A 17861-nucleotide genomic window follows, 5' to 3' on the forward strand; every position below is an offset into this window, starting at 1 on the left:
GCAGGTTTTTTCCGTGTATACACCTCTACATCATACATGATGTATGCTACCGCGTTACGCTTTCGTACTGTTACAGTGCAGTTGCGCTTGTAACAGTGCGCGCGCTGTCGCAGGACGCGTGCGAATGCGTTCAAACCAGTTATACACCGCCGGGTAGGTATCAAGATCGATTCGCTGACGCTGATGTGCGTTAACCCACGGCCAACTGGCGATATCCGCAATACTGTAGTGGTCGCCGCCCAGCCACGGGGAGGTTCCCAGGCGTTTATTCAGGACGTTGTATAAGCGTTGCGTTTCAACCTGATAGCGTTCAATTGCATAGGGGATGGCCTGCGGCGCAAAGTGGTTAAAGTGATGATTCTGGCCCAGCATCGGCCCTAACCCGCCGACCTGCCAGAACAGCCATTGCAGCGTGGTATGGCGTTCACGCAGCTCCCCGCTAAGCAGTTTGCCGCTTTTTTCCGCCAGGTAGAGAAGAATTTCGCCGGATTCAAAAAGACTAAGCGGTTGACCGCCGTCTGCCGGGGCGTGATCGACGATGGCAGGAATTTTATTATTGGGAGAGATAGCCAAAAAATCAGGGCGAAACTGATTGCCCTTGCTGATATCTACTTTTAGCAAACGATACGCCAGCTCCGCCTCTTCCAGAAACAGCGTTATTTTATGCCCGTTGGGCGTGGGGGCGTAGTAAAGGTCAATCATTTTGGCTCCTGCATGTGCGTAAAGAGTCTGGGCTGAATTAAGTATAGAAAGCCTCCTGATGTGTGTGAGTTTTCATCAGGTGACAGCAGGCGAAAGACGCTATATTTTGGGAAGAAACCTAATACGCCCTCAAGAGGACATTATGAGTAAGCCTGTTATTGTGCTGTGGTCGGATGCGAACTTTTTCTCTCCCTACGTCTTGTCCGCCTGGGTGGCATTACAAGAAAAAGGGCTTTCCTTTACTCTGAAAACTCGCGATCTGGACCAGGGAGAACATCTGCAACCTGGCTGGCGAGGATATGCGCTGACGCAGCGCGTACCGGTGCTTGAGGCCGACAATTTTGAGCTGAGCGAGTCGTCCGCTATTGCGGAATACCTGGAGGAGCGTTTCGCGCCGCCGCAGTGGGAGCGTATCTACCCGCACGATTTACAAAAACGCGCCCGCGCGCGACAGATTCAGGCGTGGCTACGCAGCGATTTACTGCCGCTTCGCGAAGAACGGCCTACCGACGTGGTGTTTGCCGGGGCGAAAAAAGCGCCGTTAAGCGAGGCTGGAAAAGCCAGCGCGGCAAAACTGTTTGCGACGGCTGAAGCGCTATTGGGGCAGGGGACGCAAAATTTATTTGGTGAATGGTGCATTGCCGATACCGATCTGGCATTGATGATCAATCGTCTGGCGCTGCATGGCGATGACGTGCCGGCATCGCTGGCGGCATATGCGACATTCCAGTGGCAGCGTGCTTCCGTACAGCGTTTTATTGCGCTTTCCTCGAAGCGTTCAGGCTGAAAATCTATTCATATTCCAGTATCATAACGCCGTTTTTCACAACGAGGAGTGAGCGATGAAACTGATGTTCGCATCGGACATTCATGGTTCTTTACCCGCCACGGAACGCGTGCTTGAGCGGTTCGCGCAAAGCGGCGCGCGTTGGCTGGTGATATTAGGCGATGTCCTTAACCACGGGCCGCGAAATGCGCTGCCTGAAGGCTATGCGCCCGCCCAGGTCGCCGAACGCCTGAACGCGGTGGCGACGCAAATCATTGCCGTGCGCGGCAACTGCGATAGCGAAGTGGATCAGATGCTGCTGCATTTCCCGATAACTGCGCCGTGGCAGCAAATATTGACGCAAGAGAGGCGGCTATTTTTAACGCATGGGCACCTCTTCGGGCCGACGAATCTGCCCGCTCTGCATACTGGCGATGTGTTGGTTTATGGTCATACGCATCTGCCGGTGGCGCAACAGCAGGAAGGACTGTATCACTTTAATCCTGGGTCAGTGAGTATCCCGAAAGGCGGGTATGCGGCAAGCTACGGTATTCTGGATGATAATGTGTTGAGCGTAATCGCACTCAATGATCAAAGTATCATTGCGCAGGTTGCAATTAACTCGTAATTTACCTCACAAACGTAAATGCGCCGTAAGAGCGCCAGAAATAAGAAGGTTTCCTGATGGTGGAACAGCGTCGTTTGGCAAGTACGGAATGGGTGGATATTGTGAATGAAGACAATGAAGTCATTGCACAGTCCAGCCGGGAACAGATGCGTGCGCAACGCTTACGGCATCGTGCGACGTATATCGTCGTTCATGATGGTATGGGTAAAATTCTGGTGCAGCGTCGTACCGAAACAAAAGATTTTTTGCCCGGTATGTTAGATGCTACCGCAGGCGGCGTGGTCCAGGCTGATGAGCAGCTACTGGAATCTGCCCGCCGCGAAGCGGAAGAAGAGTTGGGTATTGCAGGCGTGCCGTTTGCCGAACACGGTCTGTTTTACTTTGAAGACCAACATTGCCGGGTTTGGGGCGCGCTGTTTAGCTGTGTTTCCCACGGGCCTTTCGCGCTTCAGGAAGATGAAGTCAGCGAAGTGTGTTGGCTGACTCCGGAGGAGATCACCGCGCGCTGTGATGAGTTTACGCCAGATTCGCTCAAAGCGCTGGCGCTGTGGATGACCCGCAACGCCAAAAACGAAGCCGCGCTCCAGGAGAAACCGGAAGAGACGGAATAAGCGTTTTAGCAGCTTTCCCGCATACATAAACTGGAGGCGATGGATTTCCGATCGCTCCAGTTTCCCTGATTTAACCTTTCCAACAGCGCCCGTCCGGCTTCACTGCCAATCTTACGGTGCGGTACGGCCATGGTGGTTAACGGCGGCTGGCAGACCCGGCTGACATCGCTATCGCCAAACCCGACCACCGCTAAATCGTCCGGAACTTTGATCCGCCGTCGTTGGCACTCGTATAACGCGCCGCAGGCCAGCTCATCCGATACGCATACCAGCGCGTCCAGCTCCGGCCACGCCAGTAAAAACTCCGGCAGTTGCGACGCGCCGGTAGAAAAATTGGGTGGCAAAGCGGCATTAATCACCCGGTTTGGCGACATATGGTGGCGAAGCATCGCTTTGTACCAGCCGTGCAGATGTTGCTGAAAAATCCACTGCTCCTGATTGGCGCATAGCAGCCCGATATTCTGATAACCGCGCTGAATCAGCATTTCCGTCAGCTCATACATTGCCGCAACGTTATCAATACCGATATTCATATCAATAGGATCGCTGCGAATCGCGCCCATCTCCATCACCGGGATAGAGGCATTTTTCAGCCACTGGCGCACGGTAGTGCTATGTTCGACGCTAAGCAGAATCGCCGCGGCAATGTTGGAGGCCAGCAGCGTTTCGAGCAGCTTCTCCTCTTGTTCCACGCGATGTTGCGATTCCGCCAGCATAATCTGGTAGCCAGCGGGCTGTAAAATTTGTTGCAGCCCGGCGAACATTTCAGAACACCCCGCTTCCGCAAGGTTCGGTACGACCATCGCGATGGTGTGCGAGGAGGCAGACGCCAGCGCGCTGGCGGCGAGATTAGGCATATAGCCCAGCTCATGCACTGCCGCTTCGATTTTTTCCCGGAGTTTATCAGAGACCTGTTCCGGCGTGCGTAAGGCTCGTGATACGGTCATCGTGCCTACACCGGCAAGTTGGGCTACATCGGCGATAGTCACTTTACCGGTACTGCGCCGTTTACGGGGTATCGACATACAAATTCCTGCGTCATTACAACATGTTGAGATGCTTTTTTATTGTCGTTCTTTGCTTCGCATGACTGGCAGTATACGCCTTAAATCCGCTTTTTTGCTGTGATTTCACACCATGATTTTAATTTGATAGCGCTATCACAATTCTGAGTAATAGTCGCTGGTAGCGCTATCTTTGTGATAACGATCGCAGCTAATATCGGATGGCTTGAATAAAGTTTGTTCATAATTTCATACACCGTGGGGGCGAATAACATGCTGGGAACCTGGTTATCTGACGCAACCATCACGCTACGGGAGAGCGTAGAAACGTGGCCGCAGGCGCTGGAAATTTGCGGCAAACCCCTGCTGGACGCAGGTGTTATCGCACCGGAATACATTACGGCGATTGTTCAGCAGCATCAAAAGCTTGGGCCGTATTATGTATTAGCGCCAGGGTTAGCGATGCCGCATGCGAGGCCGGAAGAGGGGGCGAAAGGGTTAGGTTTATCGTTACTGAAACTACAGCGCGGCGTTTCATTTGGCGCAGACGAATTCGATCCGGTTGACATCATTATTATGCTGGCGGCGCCTGATAAGCACAGTCATATCGAAATGATATCGGCGCTGGCGGAATTATTTTCCAGTGATGCAGATATGGAAAAATTACATCAGGCAAAAAACCTGGAGGACATTAAAACGATTATTGACCGTTTCTGATTTTATTTCATTTTCTTGCGGTAAATAACATTGCGCCCGTGCGTGATGCAGACCAACTCTACTTTTAAAAGGTGACAATAATGAAAATCATGGCAATTTGCGGTTCCGGCCTGGGTAGTAGTTTTATGGTAGAAATGAACATTAAAAAAGTATTAAAGAAACTCAATATTGACGCTGAAGTGGAACACTCCGATCTCTCATCGGCCACGCCCGGGGCTGCCGATCTTTTTGTAATGGCCAAAGATATCGCGGCCAGCGCCAGCGTACCGGAAAGCCAACTGGTGGTGATCAATAACATCATCGACATCAACGAACTGGAAACGCAGCTGCGCGCATGGTTCGCTAAACAATAATTATTGCTGGCGAGGTGGATATGTTTATCCTTGAAACGCTGAATTTTGTTGTTGATATTTTAAAAGTGCCCTCGGTGCTTGTAGGGTTAATTGCGCTGATTGGTCTGGTGGCGCAGAAAAAAGCGTTTTCCGATGTGGTGAAAGGCACGATTAAAACCATTTTAGGCTTTATTGTGCTTGGCGGTGGCGCAACCGTACTGGTGGGTTCATTAAACCCGCTAGGGGGTATGTTTGAACACGCTTTTAATATTCAGGGCATTATTCCTAATAATGAAGCGATAGTCTCAATCGCGCTGGAAAAATATGGCGCGTCCACGGCGTTAATTATGGCATTTGGTATGGTGGCCAATATTGTCGTGGCGCGCTTTACGCGTCTTAAATATATCTTTTTGACCGGGCATCACACCTTTTACATGGCCTGTATGATTGGCGTAATCCTGACCGTGGCGGGGTTTGAGGGCGTAGGGCTGGTCTTCACCGGATCGCTAATCCTGGGGCTGGTGATGGCCTTCTTCCCGGCGTTGGCCCAACGTTATATGAGGCGGATTACCGGTACCGATGACATTGCGTTTGGTCACTTCGGTACCCTGGGATATGTGCTTTCCGGCTGGATAGGTAGCCTGTGTGGTAAAGGCTCCCGCTCCACGGAAGAGATGAACCTGCCGAAAAACCTCAGTTTTTTACGCGACAGTTCTATCTCGATTTCGCTGACCATGATGATTATCTATCTGATCATGGCAGTCAGCGCAGGGCGTGAGTATGTCGAAGCGACGTTTAGCGGCGGGCAAAACTATCTGGTGTACGCCATCATCATGGCAATCACCTTCGCCGCCGGCGTATTCATCATTCTGCAAGGCGTCCGTCTGATTCTGGCGGAAATTGTTCCGGCCTTTACCGGCTTTTCAGAAAAACTGGTGCCAAACGCGCGTCCGGCGCTGGACTGCCCGGTGGTGTATCCCTATGCCCCTAACGCGGTACTGATTGGCTTCCTGTTCAGTTTTCTCGGCGGGCTGGTGGGGCTGTTCCTGCTTGGACAGATGAAGCTTGTGTTAATCCTGCCAGGCGTTGTGCCGCACTTCTTTACCGGCGCGACCGCAGGCGTCTTTGGCAATGCCACCGGCGGTCGCCGCGGGGCGATGATCGGCGCATTTGCTAATGGTCTATTAATCACTTTCCTGCCAGTGCTGTTACTGCCGGTTCTCGGCGCGATCGGCTTCGCCAATACCACGTTCTCGGATGCTGACTTTGGCGTAATCGGTATTTTGCTGGGCAACCTGGCGCGTTATCTGTCGCCGATGGCTATCACGGGGCTGGTGGTGGCGCTATTCGCGCTACTGGTGGCGTACAACGTGTTGGCCAAAAACAAAAAAGCGACTGCCGAAGTGCAGGAAAATAGCGGAGCGAAAGAATGAACGTAACCGAAATCACCCAACTGGCGCGCGATATTCGCGTCGCCACGCTCAAATCCTTAAACCATCTTGGCTTTGGTCACTATGGCGGCAGCATGTCGGTAGTGGAGACTCTGGCGGTTCTGTACGGCGCGGTGATGAAAATCGACCCTGCCGACCCGGACTGGCCGGAGCGCGATTACTTCGTGCTGTCGAAAGGCCATGCGGGCCCCGCGTTGTACAGTACCCTGGCGATTAAAGGCTATTTCCCGCGCGAAGAGCTGAATACGCTTAACCAGAACGGCACCCGTCTTCCCAGCCATCCGGATCGGCTAAAAACGCGCGGCGTGGACGCCACGACCGGCTCACTGGGACAGGGCATCTCTATTGCGGGCGGTATGGCGTTGTCGCATAAACTGGCGCGGCGACCCAATCGGGTATTTTGCATTGTCGGCGATGGGGAGCTGAATGAAGGGCAGTGCTGGGAGGCGTTTCAGTTTATTGCCCACCACCGCCTGAATAATCTGACCGTTTTCATTGACTGGAATAAACAGCAGCTTGACGGCGAGCTGGAGGAGATTATCAATCCGTTCGATCTGGAAGGGAAATTCCGCGCGTTTGGTTTCGATGTCGTCACCGTCAAAGGCGATGATATCGCCGGACTACTGGCGGTGGTTCAGCCTGTGCCGCCCGCTGATGCCCGGCCACGGGTAGTGATCCTTGACAGCATTAAAGGGCAGGGGGTGCCATGCCTGGAGCAGTTAACGAATTCTCACCACTTACGCCTGACGGATGGCATGAAGCAGACGCTCAATGAGGCCATTCATCAACTGGAGGTCATGCATGATTAAGCTTGCGCCCGCAGGGCTTAAAGACGATATCGAAATGCGCAAAGTTTACGCCGGTTTTGTCGCCGGGCAGATTGAGGCTGGAAGCCCAATTATTGCGCTTGAGGCTGATTTAATGAGCTCAATGGCGATGGACAGCGTGGCGCGTGACTACCCGCAGCATGTCATTAACTGCGGTATTATGGAGGCGAATGTGATTGGCACTGCGGCGGGGCTGGCGCTGACCGGTCGTAAACCGTTTGTGCATACTTTTACCGCTTTTGCCAGCCGTCGCTGTTTTGATCAGCTCTTTATGGCGCTGGATTATCAGCGTAACAACGTCAAAGTGATCGCTTCCGATGCCGGAGTGACGGCGTGCCATAACGGCGGCACCCATATGTCTTTTGAAGATATGGGGATTGTTCGCGGGCTGGCGCACTCCGTAGTACTGGAGGTGACGGATGCGGTGATGTTCGCGGATATTTTACGCCAGCTAATGGACCTGGACGGTTTTTACTGGCTGCGTACTATCCGTAAGCAGGCGCGGAGTATCTATGCGCCAGGCTCTACCTTTACCATTGGCAAGGGCAACGTACTGCGCGAGGGCGATGATATTACGCTTATCGCCAACGGCATTATGGTGGCGGAGGCGCTGGAGGCGGCGCGCCAACTGGAGCAGGAAGGCGTGAGCGCCGCGGTCATTGATATGTTCACCTTAAAGCCTATCGATCGCATGTTGGTGAAAAACTACGCGGAAAAAACGCGGCGTATCGTCACGTGTGAAAACCACAGCATCCATAATGGACTGGGGTCAGCGGTGGCGGAAGTGCTGGTGGAAAACTGCCCGGTGCCGATGCGCCGTGTTGGCGTCAAAGAGCGTTATGGGCAGGTAGGAACGCAGGATTTCTTACAACAAGAGTACGGACTCACCGCCGAAGCGATTGTAGAAGCCGCGAAATCACTGCTTTAATCATGGAGATATTGCCGGATGGCGCTGATGCTCATCCGGCATTTTGGATTAATGATATCCCATCATCTGCGCGCCAATGACGACCACGCTGGACATAATAAACAGTAGTCCCAGCAGCGACGCCCCCACTTTCAGCCAGTTGCGAAAATCGACCCGGCACACGCCCAGCGTGGCCATCAGCGAGGCTGATGTCGGATAGATAATATGGCTGAAGCCATCGCCAAACTGGAAGGCCAGAACAGTCACCTGACGGTTAACACCGACCAGATCGCCGAGCGGCGCCAGTAATGGCATGGTTAACGCCGCCTGACCCGAACCGGACGTGACAAAGAAATTAAATACCGCCTGGAAGAGCAGCATAAACCAGGCGGCGATAGCATTATTAAGCCCGCTGATGCCATGCGCGATACTGTTAAGCAACGTATTGAGCACGCTGGGTTCCCCGGCTTCGCCGTTGCCGACCAGCAGCAGAATGCCTTTGGCAAAACCCACCAGCAAGGCGGGCGCGATCATCATCCTCGCCCCTTCGGTGAATGAGGACGCCATCACGTTGACCGTCATACCGTTGAGGCGGAAGATAACGCCAATGAGGCCGATCACCACGCCCATGGTGAAAAACTGGCTGGCGATCTCCGGAATAAACCAGGCGTGGACAATCACGCCCCAGACGACCCAAATCATTACGCCGGTCAGGACCAGCAGTACCAGCCAGTCGCCGAAGGTGAAAGGGCGCTGGACGACTTCATCCTGCTGTTCGCGGAAATAGCGATCGGATTCGTGGACGCGGGACAGCAGCGGATTCTTTTTCACGCGTGAGGCGTAGACCAGCGTAAAAACCAGCCCAATCAGCGTGGCGACAATCCAGACCACAATACGCAGCCCGGAGCCGGAAAGTACCGGCACGCCGGCAATCCCCTGGGCGACGACTACGCAAAAAGGGTTCATCCACGAACTGGCAAAGCCAATTTGGGTGGCGATATAGGTCACCAGGACGGTGGTAATGCTGTCATAGCCCAGCCTGACCATCAGCGGGGCTATGATAATTGCAAAGGCGACCGCCTCTTCGCCCATGCCAAATACGGCGCCCCCTAACGAAAAGAGAACAAATAGCACCGGAATAAACAGGACTTCGTTGCCCCGCGTGTGGCGAATAAGCGCCAGAATGCCGTTATCCACGGTGCCGGTACGCATCACGATGCCGAATGCGCCGCCAATCACCAACATAAACATAATGATGCCGACGGCAGTGCCGAATTTCGATCCGGATGTTAACCCTTCAAACGGAAAATTCATCAGCCCTGGTCTTTCATCGCCAGTAGTGAAAAATTGTACGCGATGATACTGCGCTTCCCCGGCCTCATTGGTCACAATGCGAAAAGAGTGCGGGTCGACGACCTTGCGGGTTTTTGTCTGACCATCGACCTGATACTGCACTTCCTGGCTATCAAACATCCCAACGGGGACGACCCAGGTGGCGATACTGGTTAAAATGGCGACAAAAAAGATGATGACCAGCGTATCGGGCATTGCCCATTTTCTGGCTGTTTTTGATTCTGTAACGACAGACATGACGGACTATCCCTGTTGCAAAGCAAAGAGGCTAAGTATGAGAAGAAGGGAATAGTTATTCATTGATGCAGCGCAGTTAAGCAAAAAATTCCGCTTTGCAGGGTAAATAGCAGAATGCCGGATGGCGATGCTAACGCGTCTTATCCGGCCTACAACGGTATCTCACCTGTAGGCCGGACAAGGCGTTCACGCCGCCATCCGGCATTAGCTTTTACTGTTACTGTTACTGCTGCTGCTGAGAAGCCTGGATCGCCGTCAGGGCGATGGTGTAGACGATATCGTCAACCAGTGCGCCACGGGACAGGTCGTTCACCGGCTTGCGCATACCCTGCAGCATCGGCCCGATGGAGATCAGGTCGGCAGAACGCTGTACCGCTTTGTAGGTGGTGTTACCGGTGTTCAGATCCGGGAAAATGAACACGGTAGCGCGACCCGCAACCGGCGAGTTCGGCGCTTTGGATTTCGCTACGTCAGCCATGACCGCGGCGTCGTACTGCAACGGACCGTCGATCATCAGGTCAGGACGTTTTTCCTGCGCCAGACGCGTCGCTTCACGTACTTTCTCTACGTCGCTGCCCGCGCCAGAGGTGCCGGTGGAGTAGGAGAGCATTGCCACACGCGGTTCGATGCCGAAGGCAATGGCGGAATCCGCAGACTGAATCGCGATTTCTGCCAGCTGCTCTGCAGTCGGGTCTGGGTTGATTGCGCAGTCGCCGTAAACGTAAACCTGCTCCGGCAGTAGCATAAAGAACACAGAAGAGACCAGGGAGCTACCCGGCGCCGTTTTAATAAGCTGCAGCGGCGGACGGATGGTGTTGGCGGTGGTATGAACCGCGCCGGAAACCAGGCCGTCGACTTCGTCTTGCTCCAGCATCAGCGTGCCGAGCACCACGTTGTCTTCCAGCTGCTCGCGGGCAACCGGTTCGGTCATGCCTTTGCTCTTACGCAGCTCAACCAGGCGAGCGACATAGCTTTCACGCACCACTTCCGGATCGACGATTTCAATACCTGCGCCCAGCTCAACGCCCTGAGATGCCGCGACGCGGTTGATTTCATCCGGGTTGCCCAGCAGAACGCAAGTGGCGATGCCGCGTTCAGCGCAGATTGCCGCCGCTTTGACGGTACGCGGTTCATCGCCTTCCGGCAGCACTACGCGTTTACCGGCTTTACGCGCCAGCTCAGTGAGTTGGTAGCGGAACGCCGGCGGAGAGAGACGACGGCTACGCTCGGAAGTGGCGGTCAGCGACTCGATCCACTCAGCGTTAACGTAGTTCGCGACGTATTCCTGAACTTTCTCGATGCGCTCATGGTCATCAACCGGGACTTCCAGATTGAAGCTTTGCAGGCTCAGCGAAGTCTGCCAGGTGTTGGTGTTCACCATAAAGACCGGCAGACCGGTGGCGAATGCGCGTTCGCACAGTTTAGAAATGCGCGCGTCCATTTCATAGCCGCCGGTCAGCAGCAGGGCGCCGATTTCTACGCCGTTCATCGCGGCCAGGCAAGCTGCGACCAGTACGTCCGGACGGTCAGCGGAGGTCACTAACAACGAGCCTGCGCGGAAATGTTCCAGCATATGCGGAATACTACGCGCGCAGAAAGTGACGGATTTAACTCGGCGGGTTTTGATATCGCCTTCGTTAATGATGGTGGCGTTCAGGTGACGCGCCATATCGATAGCGCGGGTCGCAATCAGGTCGAAGCTCCACGGCACCGCGCCCAGAACCGGCAGCGGGCTGGATTCCTGCAGTTTAGCAGGATCGATTTTGATCACCTGCGCTTTGGAAGAGTCGTCAAAAATCTCCGACAGATCCGGGCGAGTACGGCCTTGTTCATCAACCGGCGCATTCAGTTTGTTGATGATAACGCCGGTGATGTTGGTGTTTTTCGCGCCGCCGAAGCTGCTGCGCGTCAGTTCGATACGTTCGTTCAGCTGTTCTGGCGTGTCGGTACCCTGAGACATGACAAAAACGATTTCCGCATTCAGCGTTTTCGCGATTTCATAGTTCAGAGACTGAGCGAACTGATGTTTACGGGTCGGAACCAGACCTTCAACCAGCACCACTTCCGCGTCTTTGGTATTCGCATGGTAGTTCGCGATGATCTCTTCCATCAGCACGTCTTTCTGGTTGCTGGAGAGCAGAGATTCAACGTGGCTCATCTTCAGCGGTTCAGCCGCCGGCAGGGTAGAGTTCGCGCGAACGATAGTGGTGGTCTGGTCAGGCGCATCGCCGCCAGCGCGAGGCTGGGCGATAGGCTTAAAGACGCTCAGACGAACGCCTTTGCGTTCCATAGCACGGATGACGCCGAGGCTGACGCTGGTCAGGCCGACGCTGGTTCCGGTAGGGATCAGCATAATAATACGGGACACGGTTTATCCTCTTTCGTTACCGTCTTTTGGGGACGGGTTACAAAACAGCACCGCCAGCGAGGCTGGCGGTGTGAAATCAGGCAGTCAGACGGCTCGCGTCCTGCGCGATAACCAGTTCTTCGTTGGTTGGGATCACCACCGCCGGACGGGTACCTTCTTTGTTGATGAAACCAGATTTGCCGAAGCGGGCCGCCAGGTTACGTTCGTGGTCGACTTCAAAGCCCAGTACGCCCAGTTTGCCCAGAGACAGCTCGCGAACCATCGCGGCGTTTTCACCGATACCGCCGGTGAACACGACTGCATCCAGACGACCGTCCATCAGAGCGGTGTAAGAACCGATGTATTTCGCCAGGCGGTGGCAGTAAACGTCCATCGCACGTTTAGCGTCTTCTTTGGTGGCGTAGTTGTCTTCAACATAACGGCAGTCGCTGGTCACTTCAGTCAGACCCAGCAGACCGGACTCTTTGGTCAGCATTTTGTTGATCTGATCCACGCTCATGCCCAGAGTGTCGTGCAGGTGGAAGATAATCGCAGGGTCGATATCGCCGGAACGGGTACCCATGACCAGGCCTTCCAGCGGGGTCAGACCCATAGAGGTATCCACGCATTTACCGTTACGGATAGCGGAAACAGAACCGCCGTTGCCCAGGTGGCAGGTGATAATGTTCAGTTCTTCTACCGGCTTGTTCAGCATTTTTGCCGCTTCCTGAGTTACATAGAAGTGGCTGGTGCCGTGTGCGCCATAGCGACGAACGCCGTGTTCTTTATACAGGCTGTACGGCAGGGCATACAGGTAAGATTCTTCCGGCATGGTCTGATGGAAGGCGGTGTCGAATACTGCAACGTTTTTATCTTTCAGCTGCGGGAAAGATTTCAGCGCTTCGGCGATACCAATCAGGTGAGCCGGGTTATGCAGCGGTGCGAAAGAGGCGGAATCTTTGATGCCCTGAATGACGGACTCATCAATGACTACGGAGCTGGTATACTTCTCGCCGCCGTGTACGATACGGTGACCAATTGCAGTTAACTGCGCAGACAGTTCTGGTTTTTGTGCCAGAATAGTGTTAACGATAAAGTTCAGCGCTTCACTGTGAGCGGCGCCTGCACCTAAAGCCGCTTCTTGTTTACTGCCGTCCATTTTCCATTTGATGCGTGCTTCTGGCAGATGGAAACATTCGGCTAAACCAGAAAGGTATTCATCACCATTAACTGCATCAATAATTGCAAATTTCAGTGAAGAACTACCGCAGTTCAGAACCAGTACTAACTTACTCGACATGGAAGTACCTATTTATGATACGTGGCTAAAAAAACGTCAGTGAGCCATAGAGCGTAGCGCATGATAGCCCTGACATTTATGATTAACATCATGCGCAGGAGTTTTTTTGGGCATGATGGAAGAAATACCTTTGAGTCTATGCCATTTTGCGTATTTTTCAGCCAATGGCATACTATGTGTAATATTGACGACTCAATGATTTTAAACTACCGGCCTTTGACAGGCCGACACAGGATACCTGATAGTGGGTATCGAAGACAAAATGTTTTGAACGTTGTCCCTCGCAGTTGTTGTTTTGCACAAATTTTTTAAATTTTATATGTGAAGTTGAGGTAGGCCATGTCGACACCGGATAATCGCTCCGTAAATTTTTTTAGCTTATTTCGCCGGGGGCAGCACTACGCGAAGACGTGGCCGATGGAAAAGCGGCTGGCGCCCGTTTTCGTCGAAAACCGCGTCATTCGTATGACGCGCTATGCCATACGATTTATGCCGCCTGTCGCCGTCTTTACATTATGCTGGCAGATAGCGCTGGGCGGTCAGTTAGGTCCGGCCGTGGCGACCGCCCTGTTCGCCCTGAGCTTGCCTATGCAGGGATTATGGTGGTTAGGGAAACGTTCTGTGACGCCATTGCCGCCTTCAATCCTTAACTGGTTTTACGAAGTTCGCGGTAAATTGCAGGAGGCTGGACAAGCGCTGGCGCCGGTAGAAGGAAAGCCGGATTACCAGGCATTAGCTGACACGCTTAAGCGCGCCTTCAAACAACTGGATAAAACTTTCCTGGATGATTTGTAATTGACCCCGGATTACGCATATAAAAGAAGGCATACCAATGCCTTCTTTTTTTCATCGCTATAGCGTGATACAGGAGTTCAAAATGGAAATGACCAACGCGCAACGTCTGATTTTGTCTAACCAGTACAAAATGATGACGATGCTCGATCCCACCAACGCCGAGCGTTACCGTCGCTTACAAACAATTATTGAACGCGGCTACGGCCTGCAGATGCGCGAGCTGGATCGCGAGTTTGGCGAGCTGACGGAAGAGACCTGTCGTACCATCATCGATATTATGGAGATGTACCATGCGCTGCACGTCTCCTGGACCAACCTCAAAGATACGCAAGCCATCGACGAACGTCGCGTCACCTTCCTGGGGTTTGACGCCGCGACGGAAGCGCGTTACCTCGGCTATGTCCGTTTTATGGTGAATATAGAAGGACGCTACACTCACTTTGACGCCGGGACACACGGCTTTAATGCCCAGACGCCGATGTGGGAAAAATACCAGCGGATGTTGAATGTCTGGCATGCCTGCCCGCGTCAGTACCACCTGAGCGCGAATGAAATCAATCAAATCATTAATGCCTGAGGAGGCTCGCGTGCAGTGTAAAGGTTTTCTGTTTGATCTGGATGGAACGTTGGTTGACTCATTACCTGCCGTCGAACGCGCGTGGTGTAGCTGGGCCGATCGTTTTAACCTTGCTCATGATGAGGTGCTGGGCTTTATTCATGGCAAACAGGCGATCACCTCGTTGCGGCATTTTATGGCGGGTAAATCGGAGGCGGAAATTGCCGCTGAGTTTACGCGCCTGGAGCAAATAGAAGCCACTGAAACCGCAGGGATCACCGCGTTGCCGGGGGCAGTCGATTTACTCAATCACCTGAATAAAGCGGGCATTCCGTGGGCTATCGTCACCTCCGGTTCAATGCCGGTCGCGCGTGCGCGCCATCAGGTCGCGGGCCTTCCAGCGCCAGAGGTGTTTGTCACCGCCGAACGAGTCAAACGCGGCAAACCGGAGCCGGATGCGTATTTGCTGGGCGCACAACTGCTTGGCCTGGCCCCTCAGGAGTGCGTCGTAGTAGAAGATGCCCCGGCTGGCGTGCTGTCCGGACTGGCTGCGGGCTGCCACGTCATTGCGGTCAATGCGCCGGCCGACACGCCGCGTCTGGCGGATGTTGATTTTGCGTTGGATAGCCTGACGCAATTATCGGTCGCTAAACAACCAAACGGCGATGTGGTGGTGTTAAGAAAGACCTGATCATGATATCGCCCCGCTTTGGCGGGGCATATTTATGGCAGAATCGCGTTATCTTCTCATCTGACAAGGATATGTTGTGAACGGTGAATTGATTTGGGTTCTCTCTTTACTGGCGATTGCCGTCGTGTTGTTTGCGACGGGCAAAGTACGTATGGATGCGGTGGCTTTATTCGTCATTGTTGCTTTTGTCCTTAGCGGTACCTTGACCCTTTCGGAAGCCTTCTCCGGCTTTAGCGATCCGAATGTTATTCTTATCGCCGCCTTATTTATTATTGGCGACGGCCTCGTGCGCACCGGCGTTGCGACGGTGGTCGGTACCTGGCTGGTTAAAATGGCGGGCAGCAGTGAAATCAAAATGCTGGTTTTACTGATGATCACCGTCGCCGGACTTGGCGCTTTCATGAGTTCAACCGGCGTGGTGGCGATCTTTATCCCCGTTGTTCTTAGCGTTTCTATGCATATGCAGACCTCGCCTTCGCGCCTGATGATGCCGCTGAGTTTTGCCGGGCTTATCAGCGGAATGATGACGCTGGTGGCGACGCCGCCGAACCTGGTGGTTAACAGTGAACTGCTGCGTGAAGGCCTGCACGGGTTCAACTTTTTTAGCGTGACGCCGCTGGGGGTAGTGGTGTTGGCGCTCGGCATTGTTTATATGCTGGTGATGCGCTTCATGCTAAAAGGAGATGCGCCCGGACAACAGGCCGGTAAGCGGCGCACTTTCCGCGATCTTATCCGCGAGTACCGTCTGACGGGGCGCGCTCGCCGTCTGGCGATTCGCCCCGGTTCGCCAATGGTGGGACAGCGGCTGGACGACCTTAAACTGCGCGAACGTTACGGCGCCAATGTCATCGGCGTTGAACGCTGGCGGCGCTTTCGGCGGGTTATCGTCAATGTGAACGGCGTATCGGAGTTTCGCGCTCGCGACGTTCTGCTGATTGATATGTCGGCGGCGGAGGTTGACCTCAGAGAGTTCTGCGCCGAGCAACTGCTGGAACCGATGGTATTGCGTGGAGAATATTTTTCCGATCAGGCGTTGGATGTTGGCATGGCGGAAATTTCGCTTATTCCGGAGTCTGAACTGATAGGCAAGTCGGTGCGTGAAATCGCCTTCCGTACACGTTACGGGCTGAATGTGGTCGGCCTGAAACGCGACGGCGTCGCGCTGGAAGGATCGCTGGCCGATGAACCGTTATTGATGGGCGATATCATTCTGGTTGTGGGGAACTGGAAGTTAATCAGCCTGCTGGGGCAAAAAGGCCGCGACTTTGTGGTGCTGAATATGCCGGTCGAGGTCAGCGAAGCCTCTCCTGCGCACAGCCAGGCGCCGCACGCCATTTTCTGCCTGGTACTGATGGTGGCGCTGATGTTGACCGATGAAATTCCCAACCCGATCGCGGCGATTATCGCCTGCCTGCTGATGGGTAAATTTCGCTGTATTGATGCTGAAAGCGCGTATAAAGCGATCCACTGGCCGAGCATTATCTTGATTGTGGGTATGATGCCGTTTGCGCAGGCGTTGCAAAAAACCGGCGGCGTCTCTCTGGTCGTGCAAGGGTTAATGAATATCGGCGGCGGCTATGGGCCATATATGATGCTGGGATGCCTGTTCGTGCTGTGTGCCGTCATAGGACTGTTCATTTCTAACACGGCAACGGCGGTGCTGATGGCGCCGATTGCGCTGGCGGCGGCGAAATCGATGGGGGTGTCGCCCTATCCGTTTGCGATGGCGGTGGCGATGGCGGCATCCGCCGCCTTTATGACGCCGGTTTCATCGCCGGTCAATACTCTGGTTCTGGGGCCGGGAAACTATAGCTTTAGCGATTTTGTGAAGCTTGGCGTGCCGTTCACGCTTATTGTGATGGCGGTTTGTATTGTGATGATTCCGATGTTGTTTCCGTTTTAACCCCAGACAGGAAAAGGCCTGATGGCGCTACGCTTATCAGGCCTACGGGAAGAACGGTAGGCCGGATAAGGCGTTAGCCGCCATCCGGCAACTAAAGCGGTGAATCCTGGCTAATTTCATCCAGAGAGAGATGGAAACTTGGTACGAACACCGCCATAAAATAGTCCATCTCCTGGCTGCGACGTAATTCCAGCGTTTTTTCCAGCCGCGTTTTTGCCAGTCCAAACTCATTGTTTCCCGCTGAGAGCTCCTCCAGGCATTTCAGGTAGGCGCAAAGCGCATCGGCCTGTTTTACGATTGCCTGTTCTTCTTCGCTCCAGGCATTCTCATCAATAAGCGGTGCGAAAATATCGCGTAATTCATCCGGCGCCATATCAACCAGCTTTTGCTGGGCGATTTTTTCGATCGCTTTATATTCCTGGGCTATCTGGGAATTAAAATATTTTACCGGCGTTGGCAGATCGCCGGTCAGTACTTCCGAGGCATCATGATACATCGCCAGAAGCGCGATGCGTTCAGCATTGAGCTGGCCGCCAAATTTACGGTTTTTTATCGCCGCTAACGCATGGGCGACCATCGCCACCTGCAGACTATGTTCGGAGACGTTTTCCGTACGCACGTTACGCATCAGCGGCCAGCGGTTAATCAACTTCATGCGGGAGAGATGGGCGAAAAAATGGCTCTGCTTCATAGATTACCTTTTGTTTTCACTGCGGCAGACTTCATTGTGCGGG

General features: G+C 53.7%; 18 protein-coding genes. 12 read left to right on the forward strand and 6 right to left on the reverse strand.

Going from position 1 to position 17861, the window contains the following annotated elements; genetic code table 11:
• Window positions 1-54: 54 nt before the first annotated feature.
• The gene (gene yfcG, locus NA197_RS18935) at window positions 55-702 is read right to left on the reverse strand and encodes a GSH-dependent disulfide bond oxidoreductase (protein ID WP_064042906.1); all 648 of its coding nucleotides are present in this window, start codon (window positions 700-702) and stop codon (window positions 55-57) included.
• A 142-nt stretch (window positions 703-844) separates the two neighbouring features.
• Between yfcG and yfcF the strand changes: the two genes are divergently transcribed.
• Genes yfcF through yfcD form a run of 3 tightly spaced genes read left to right on the forward strand, consistent with a single transcriptional unit; the run spans window position 845 to window position 2707 of the window.
• On the forward strand, window positions 845-1489 hold the full coding sequence (gene yfcF, locus NA197_RS18940; RefSeq protein WP_000043010.1) for a glutathione transferase: 645 nt from the start codon (window positions 845-847) through the stop codon (window positions 1487-1489).
• 55 nt (window positions 1490-1544) lie between these two features.
• On the forward strand, window positions 1545-2096 hold the full coding sequence (gene yfcE, locus NA197_RS18945; protein WP_000772458.1) for a phosphodiesterase: 552 nt from the start codon (window positions 1545-1547) through the stop codon (window positions 2094-2096).
• Window positions 2097-2152: 56 nt separating this feature from the next.
• A complete protein-coding gene (gene yfcD, locus NA197_RS18950) occupies window positions 2153-2707 on the forward strand; it encodes an NUDIX hydrolase YfcD (protein ID WP_000230215.1) in 555 nt (184 codons plus the stop codon).
• 5 nt (window positions 2708-2712) lie between these two features.
• On the opposite strand, the gene NA197_RS18955 is transcribed toward yfcD, so the two are convergent.
• Window positions 2713-3732: a LacI family DNA-binding transcriptional regulator gene (locus tag NA197_RS18955; RefSeq protein WP_000026949.1), complete on the reverse strand. Its 1020-nt coding sequence runs from the start codon at window positions 3730-3732 to the stop codon at window positions 2713-2715.
• Window positions 3733-3984: 252 nt separating this feature from the next.
• Between NA197_RS18955 and NA197_RS18960 the strand changes: the two genes are divergently transcribed.
• From NA197_RS18960 to NA197_RS18980, 5 genes are all read left to right on the forward strand, one after another.
• Entirely contained in the window at window positions 3985-4428 is a 444-nt protein-coding gene (locus NA197_RS18960; protein WP_000901817.1) for a PTS sugar transporter subunit IIA, read from the forward strand.
• A gap of 80 nt (window positions 4429-4508) precedes the next feature.
• The gene (locus NA197_RS18965; protein ID WP_000699818.1) at window positions 4509-4781 is read left to right on the forward strand and encodes a PTS sugar transporter subunit IIB; all 273 of its coding nucleotides are present in this window, start codon (window positions 4509-4511) and stop codon (window positions 4779-4781) included.
• A gap of 20 nt (window positions 4782-4801) precedes the next feature.
• Window positions 4802-6193, forward strand: coding sequence for a PTS ascorbate transporter subunit IIC (locus NA197_RS18970; protein ID WP_001522266.1), 1392 nt, complete (start codon window positions 4802-4804; stop codon window positions 6191-6193).
• Window positions 6190-7020 carry a transketolase gene (locus NA197_RS18975; protein WP_001103267.1) on the forward strand — a complete coding sequence of 277 codons (831 nt, stop codon included), beginning with the start codon at window positions 6190-6192 and terminating at the stop codon, window positions 7018-7020. Before NA197_RS18970 ends, NA197_RS18975 begins: the two co-directional genes overlap by 4 nt.
• Window positions 7013-7966, forward strand: a complete 954-nt coding sequence (locus NA197_RS18980) for a transketolase family protein (RefSeq protein WP_000593026.1) — start codon at window positions 7013-7015, stop codon at window positions 7964-7966. Before NA197_RS18975 ends, NA197_RS18980 begins: the two co-directional genes overlap by 8 nt.
• A 48-nt stretch (window positions 7967-8014) precedes the next feature.
• Here NA197_RS18980 and yfcC read toward each other — a convergent pair whose 3' ends face one another.
• The 3 genes from yfcC to ackA all read right to left on the reverse strand — a co-directional run bounded on the left by yfcC (window position 8015) and on the right by ackA (window position 13182).
• Complete coding sequence (yfcC, locus tag NA197_RS18985) at window positions 8015-9535, reverse strand: putative basic amino acid antiporter YfcC (protein WP_000117932.1); 1521 nt, start codon at window positions 9533-9535, stop codon at window positions 8015-8017.
• A gap of 223 nt (window positions 9536-9758) precedes the next feature.
• Window positions 9759-11903, reverse strand: coding sequence for a phosphate acetyltransferase (gene pta / locus NA197_RS18990; RefSeq protein ID WP_000086692.1), 2145 nt, complete (start codon window positions 11901-11903; stop codon window positions 9759-9761).
• Between the two features lie 76 nt (window positions 11904-11979).
• Window positions 11980-13182 carry an acetate kinase gene (gene ackA, locus NA197_RS18995; protein WP_000095689.1) on the reverse strand — a complete coding sequence of 401 codons (1203 nt, stop codon included), beginning with the start codon at window positions 13180-13182 and terminating at the stop codon, window positions 11980-11982.
• 339 nt (window positions 13183-13521) lie between these two features.
• On the opposite strand from ackA, the gene yfbV reads away from it, so the two are divergent.
• From yfbV to NA197_RS19015, 4 genes are all read left to right on the forward strand, one after another.
• Entirely contained in the window at window positions 13522-13977 is a 456-nt protein-coding gene (yfbV, locus tag NA197_RS19000; RefSeq protein WP_000106617.1) for a terminus macrodomain insulation protein YfbV, read from the forward strand.
• An 82-nt stretch (window positions 13978-14059) separates the two neighbouring features.
• The gene (locus NA197_RS19005; RefSeq protein WP_000426135.1) at window positions 14060-14554 is read left to right on the forward strand and encodes a YfbU family protein; all 495 of its coding nucleotides are present in this window, start codon (window positions 14060-14062) and stop codon (window positions 14552-14554) included.
• Window positions 14547-15224, forward strand: a complete 678-nt coding sequence (locus NA197_RS19010; RefSeq protein ID WP_001555201.1) for a sugar phosphatase — start codon at window positions 14547-14549, stop codon at window positions 15222-15224. The genes NA197_RS19005 and NA197_RS19010 overlap by 8 nt, the downstream gene beginning before the upstream one ends.
• A 76-nt stretch (window positions 15225-15300) precedes the next feature.
• A complete protein-coding gene (locus NA197_RS19015) occupies window positions 15301-17127 on the forward strand; it encodes an SLC13 family permease (protein ID WP_023239982.1) in 1827 nt (608 codons plus the stop codon).
• Window positions 17128-17218: 91 nt separating this feature from the next.
• Here the strand turns inward: NA197_RS19015 and yfbR are convergent, their stop codons facing one another.
• Window positions 17219-17818 carry a 5'-deoxynucleotidase gene (gene yfbR, locus NA197_RS19020; protein WP_000813882.1) on the reverse strand — a complete coding sequence of 200 codons (600 nt, stop codon included), beginning with the start codon at window positions 17816-17818 and terminating at the stop codon, window positions 17219-17221.
• Between the last annotated feature and the right edge of the window lie 43 nt (window positions 17819-17861).

This window comes from Salmonella sp. NW884, from assembly GCF_051700745.1.
Lineage (GTDB): Bacteria > Pseudomonadota > Gammaproteobacteria > Enterobacterales > Enterobacteriaceae > Salmonella > Salmonella enterica.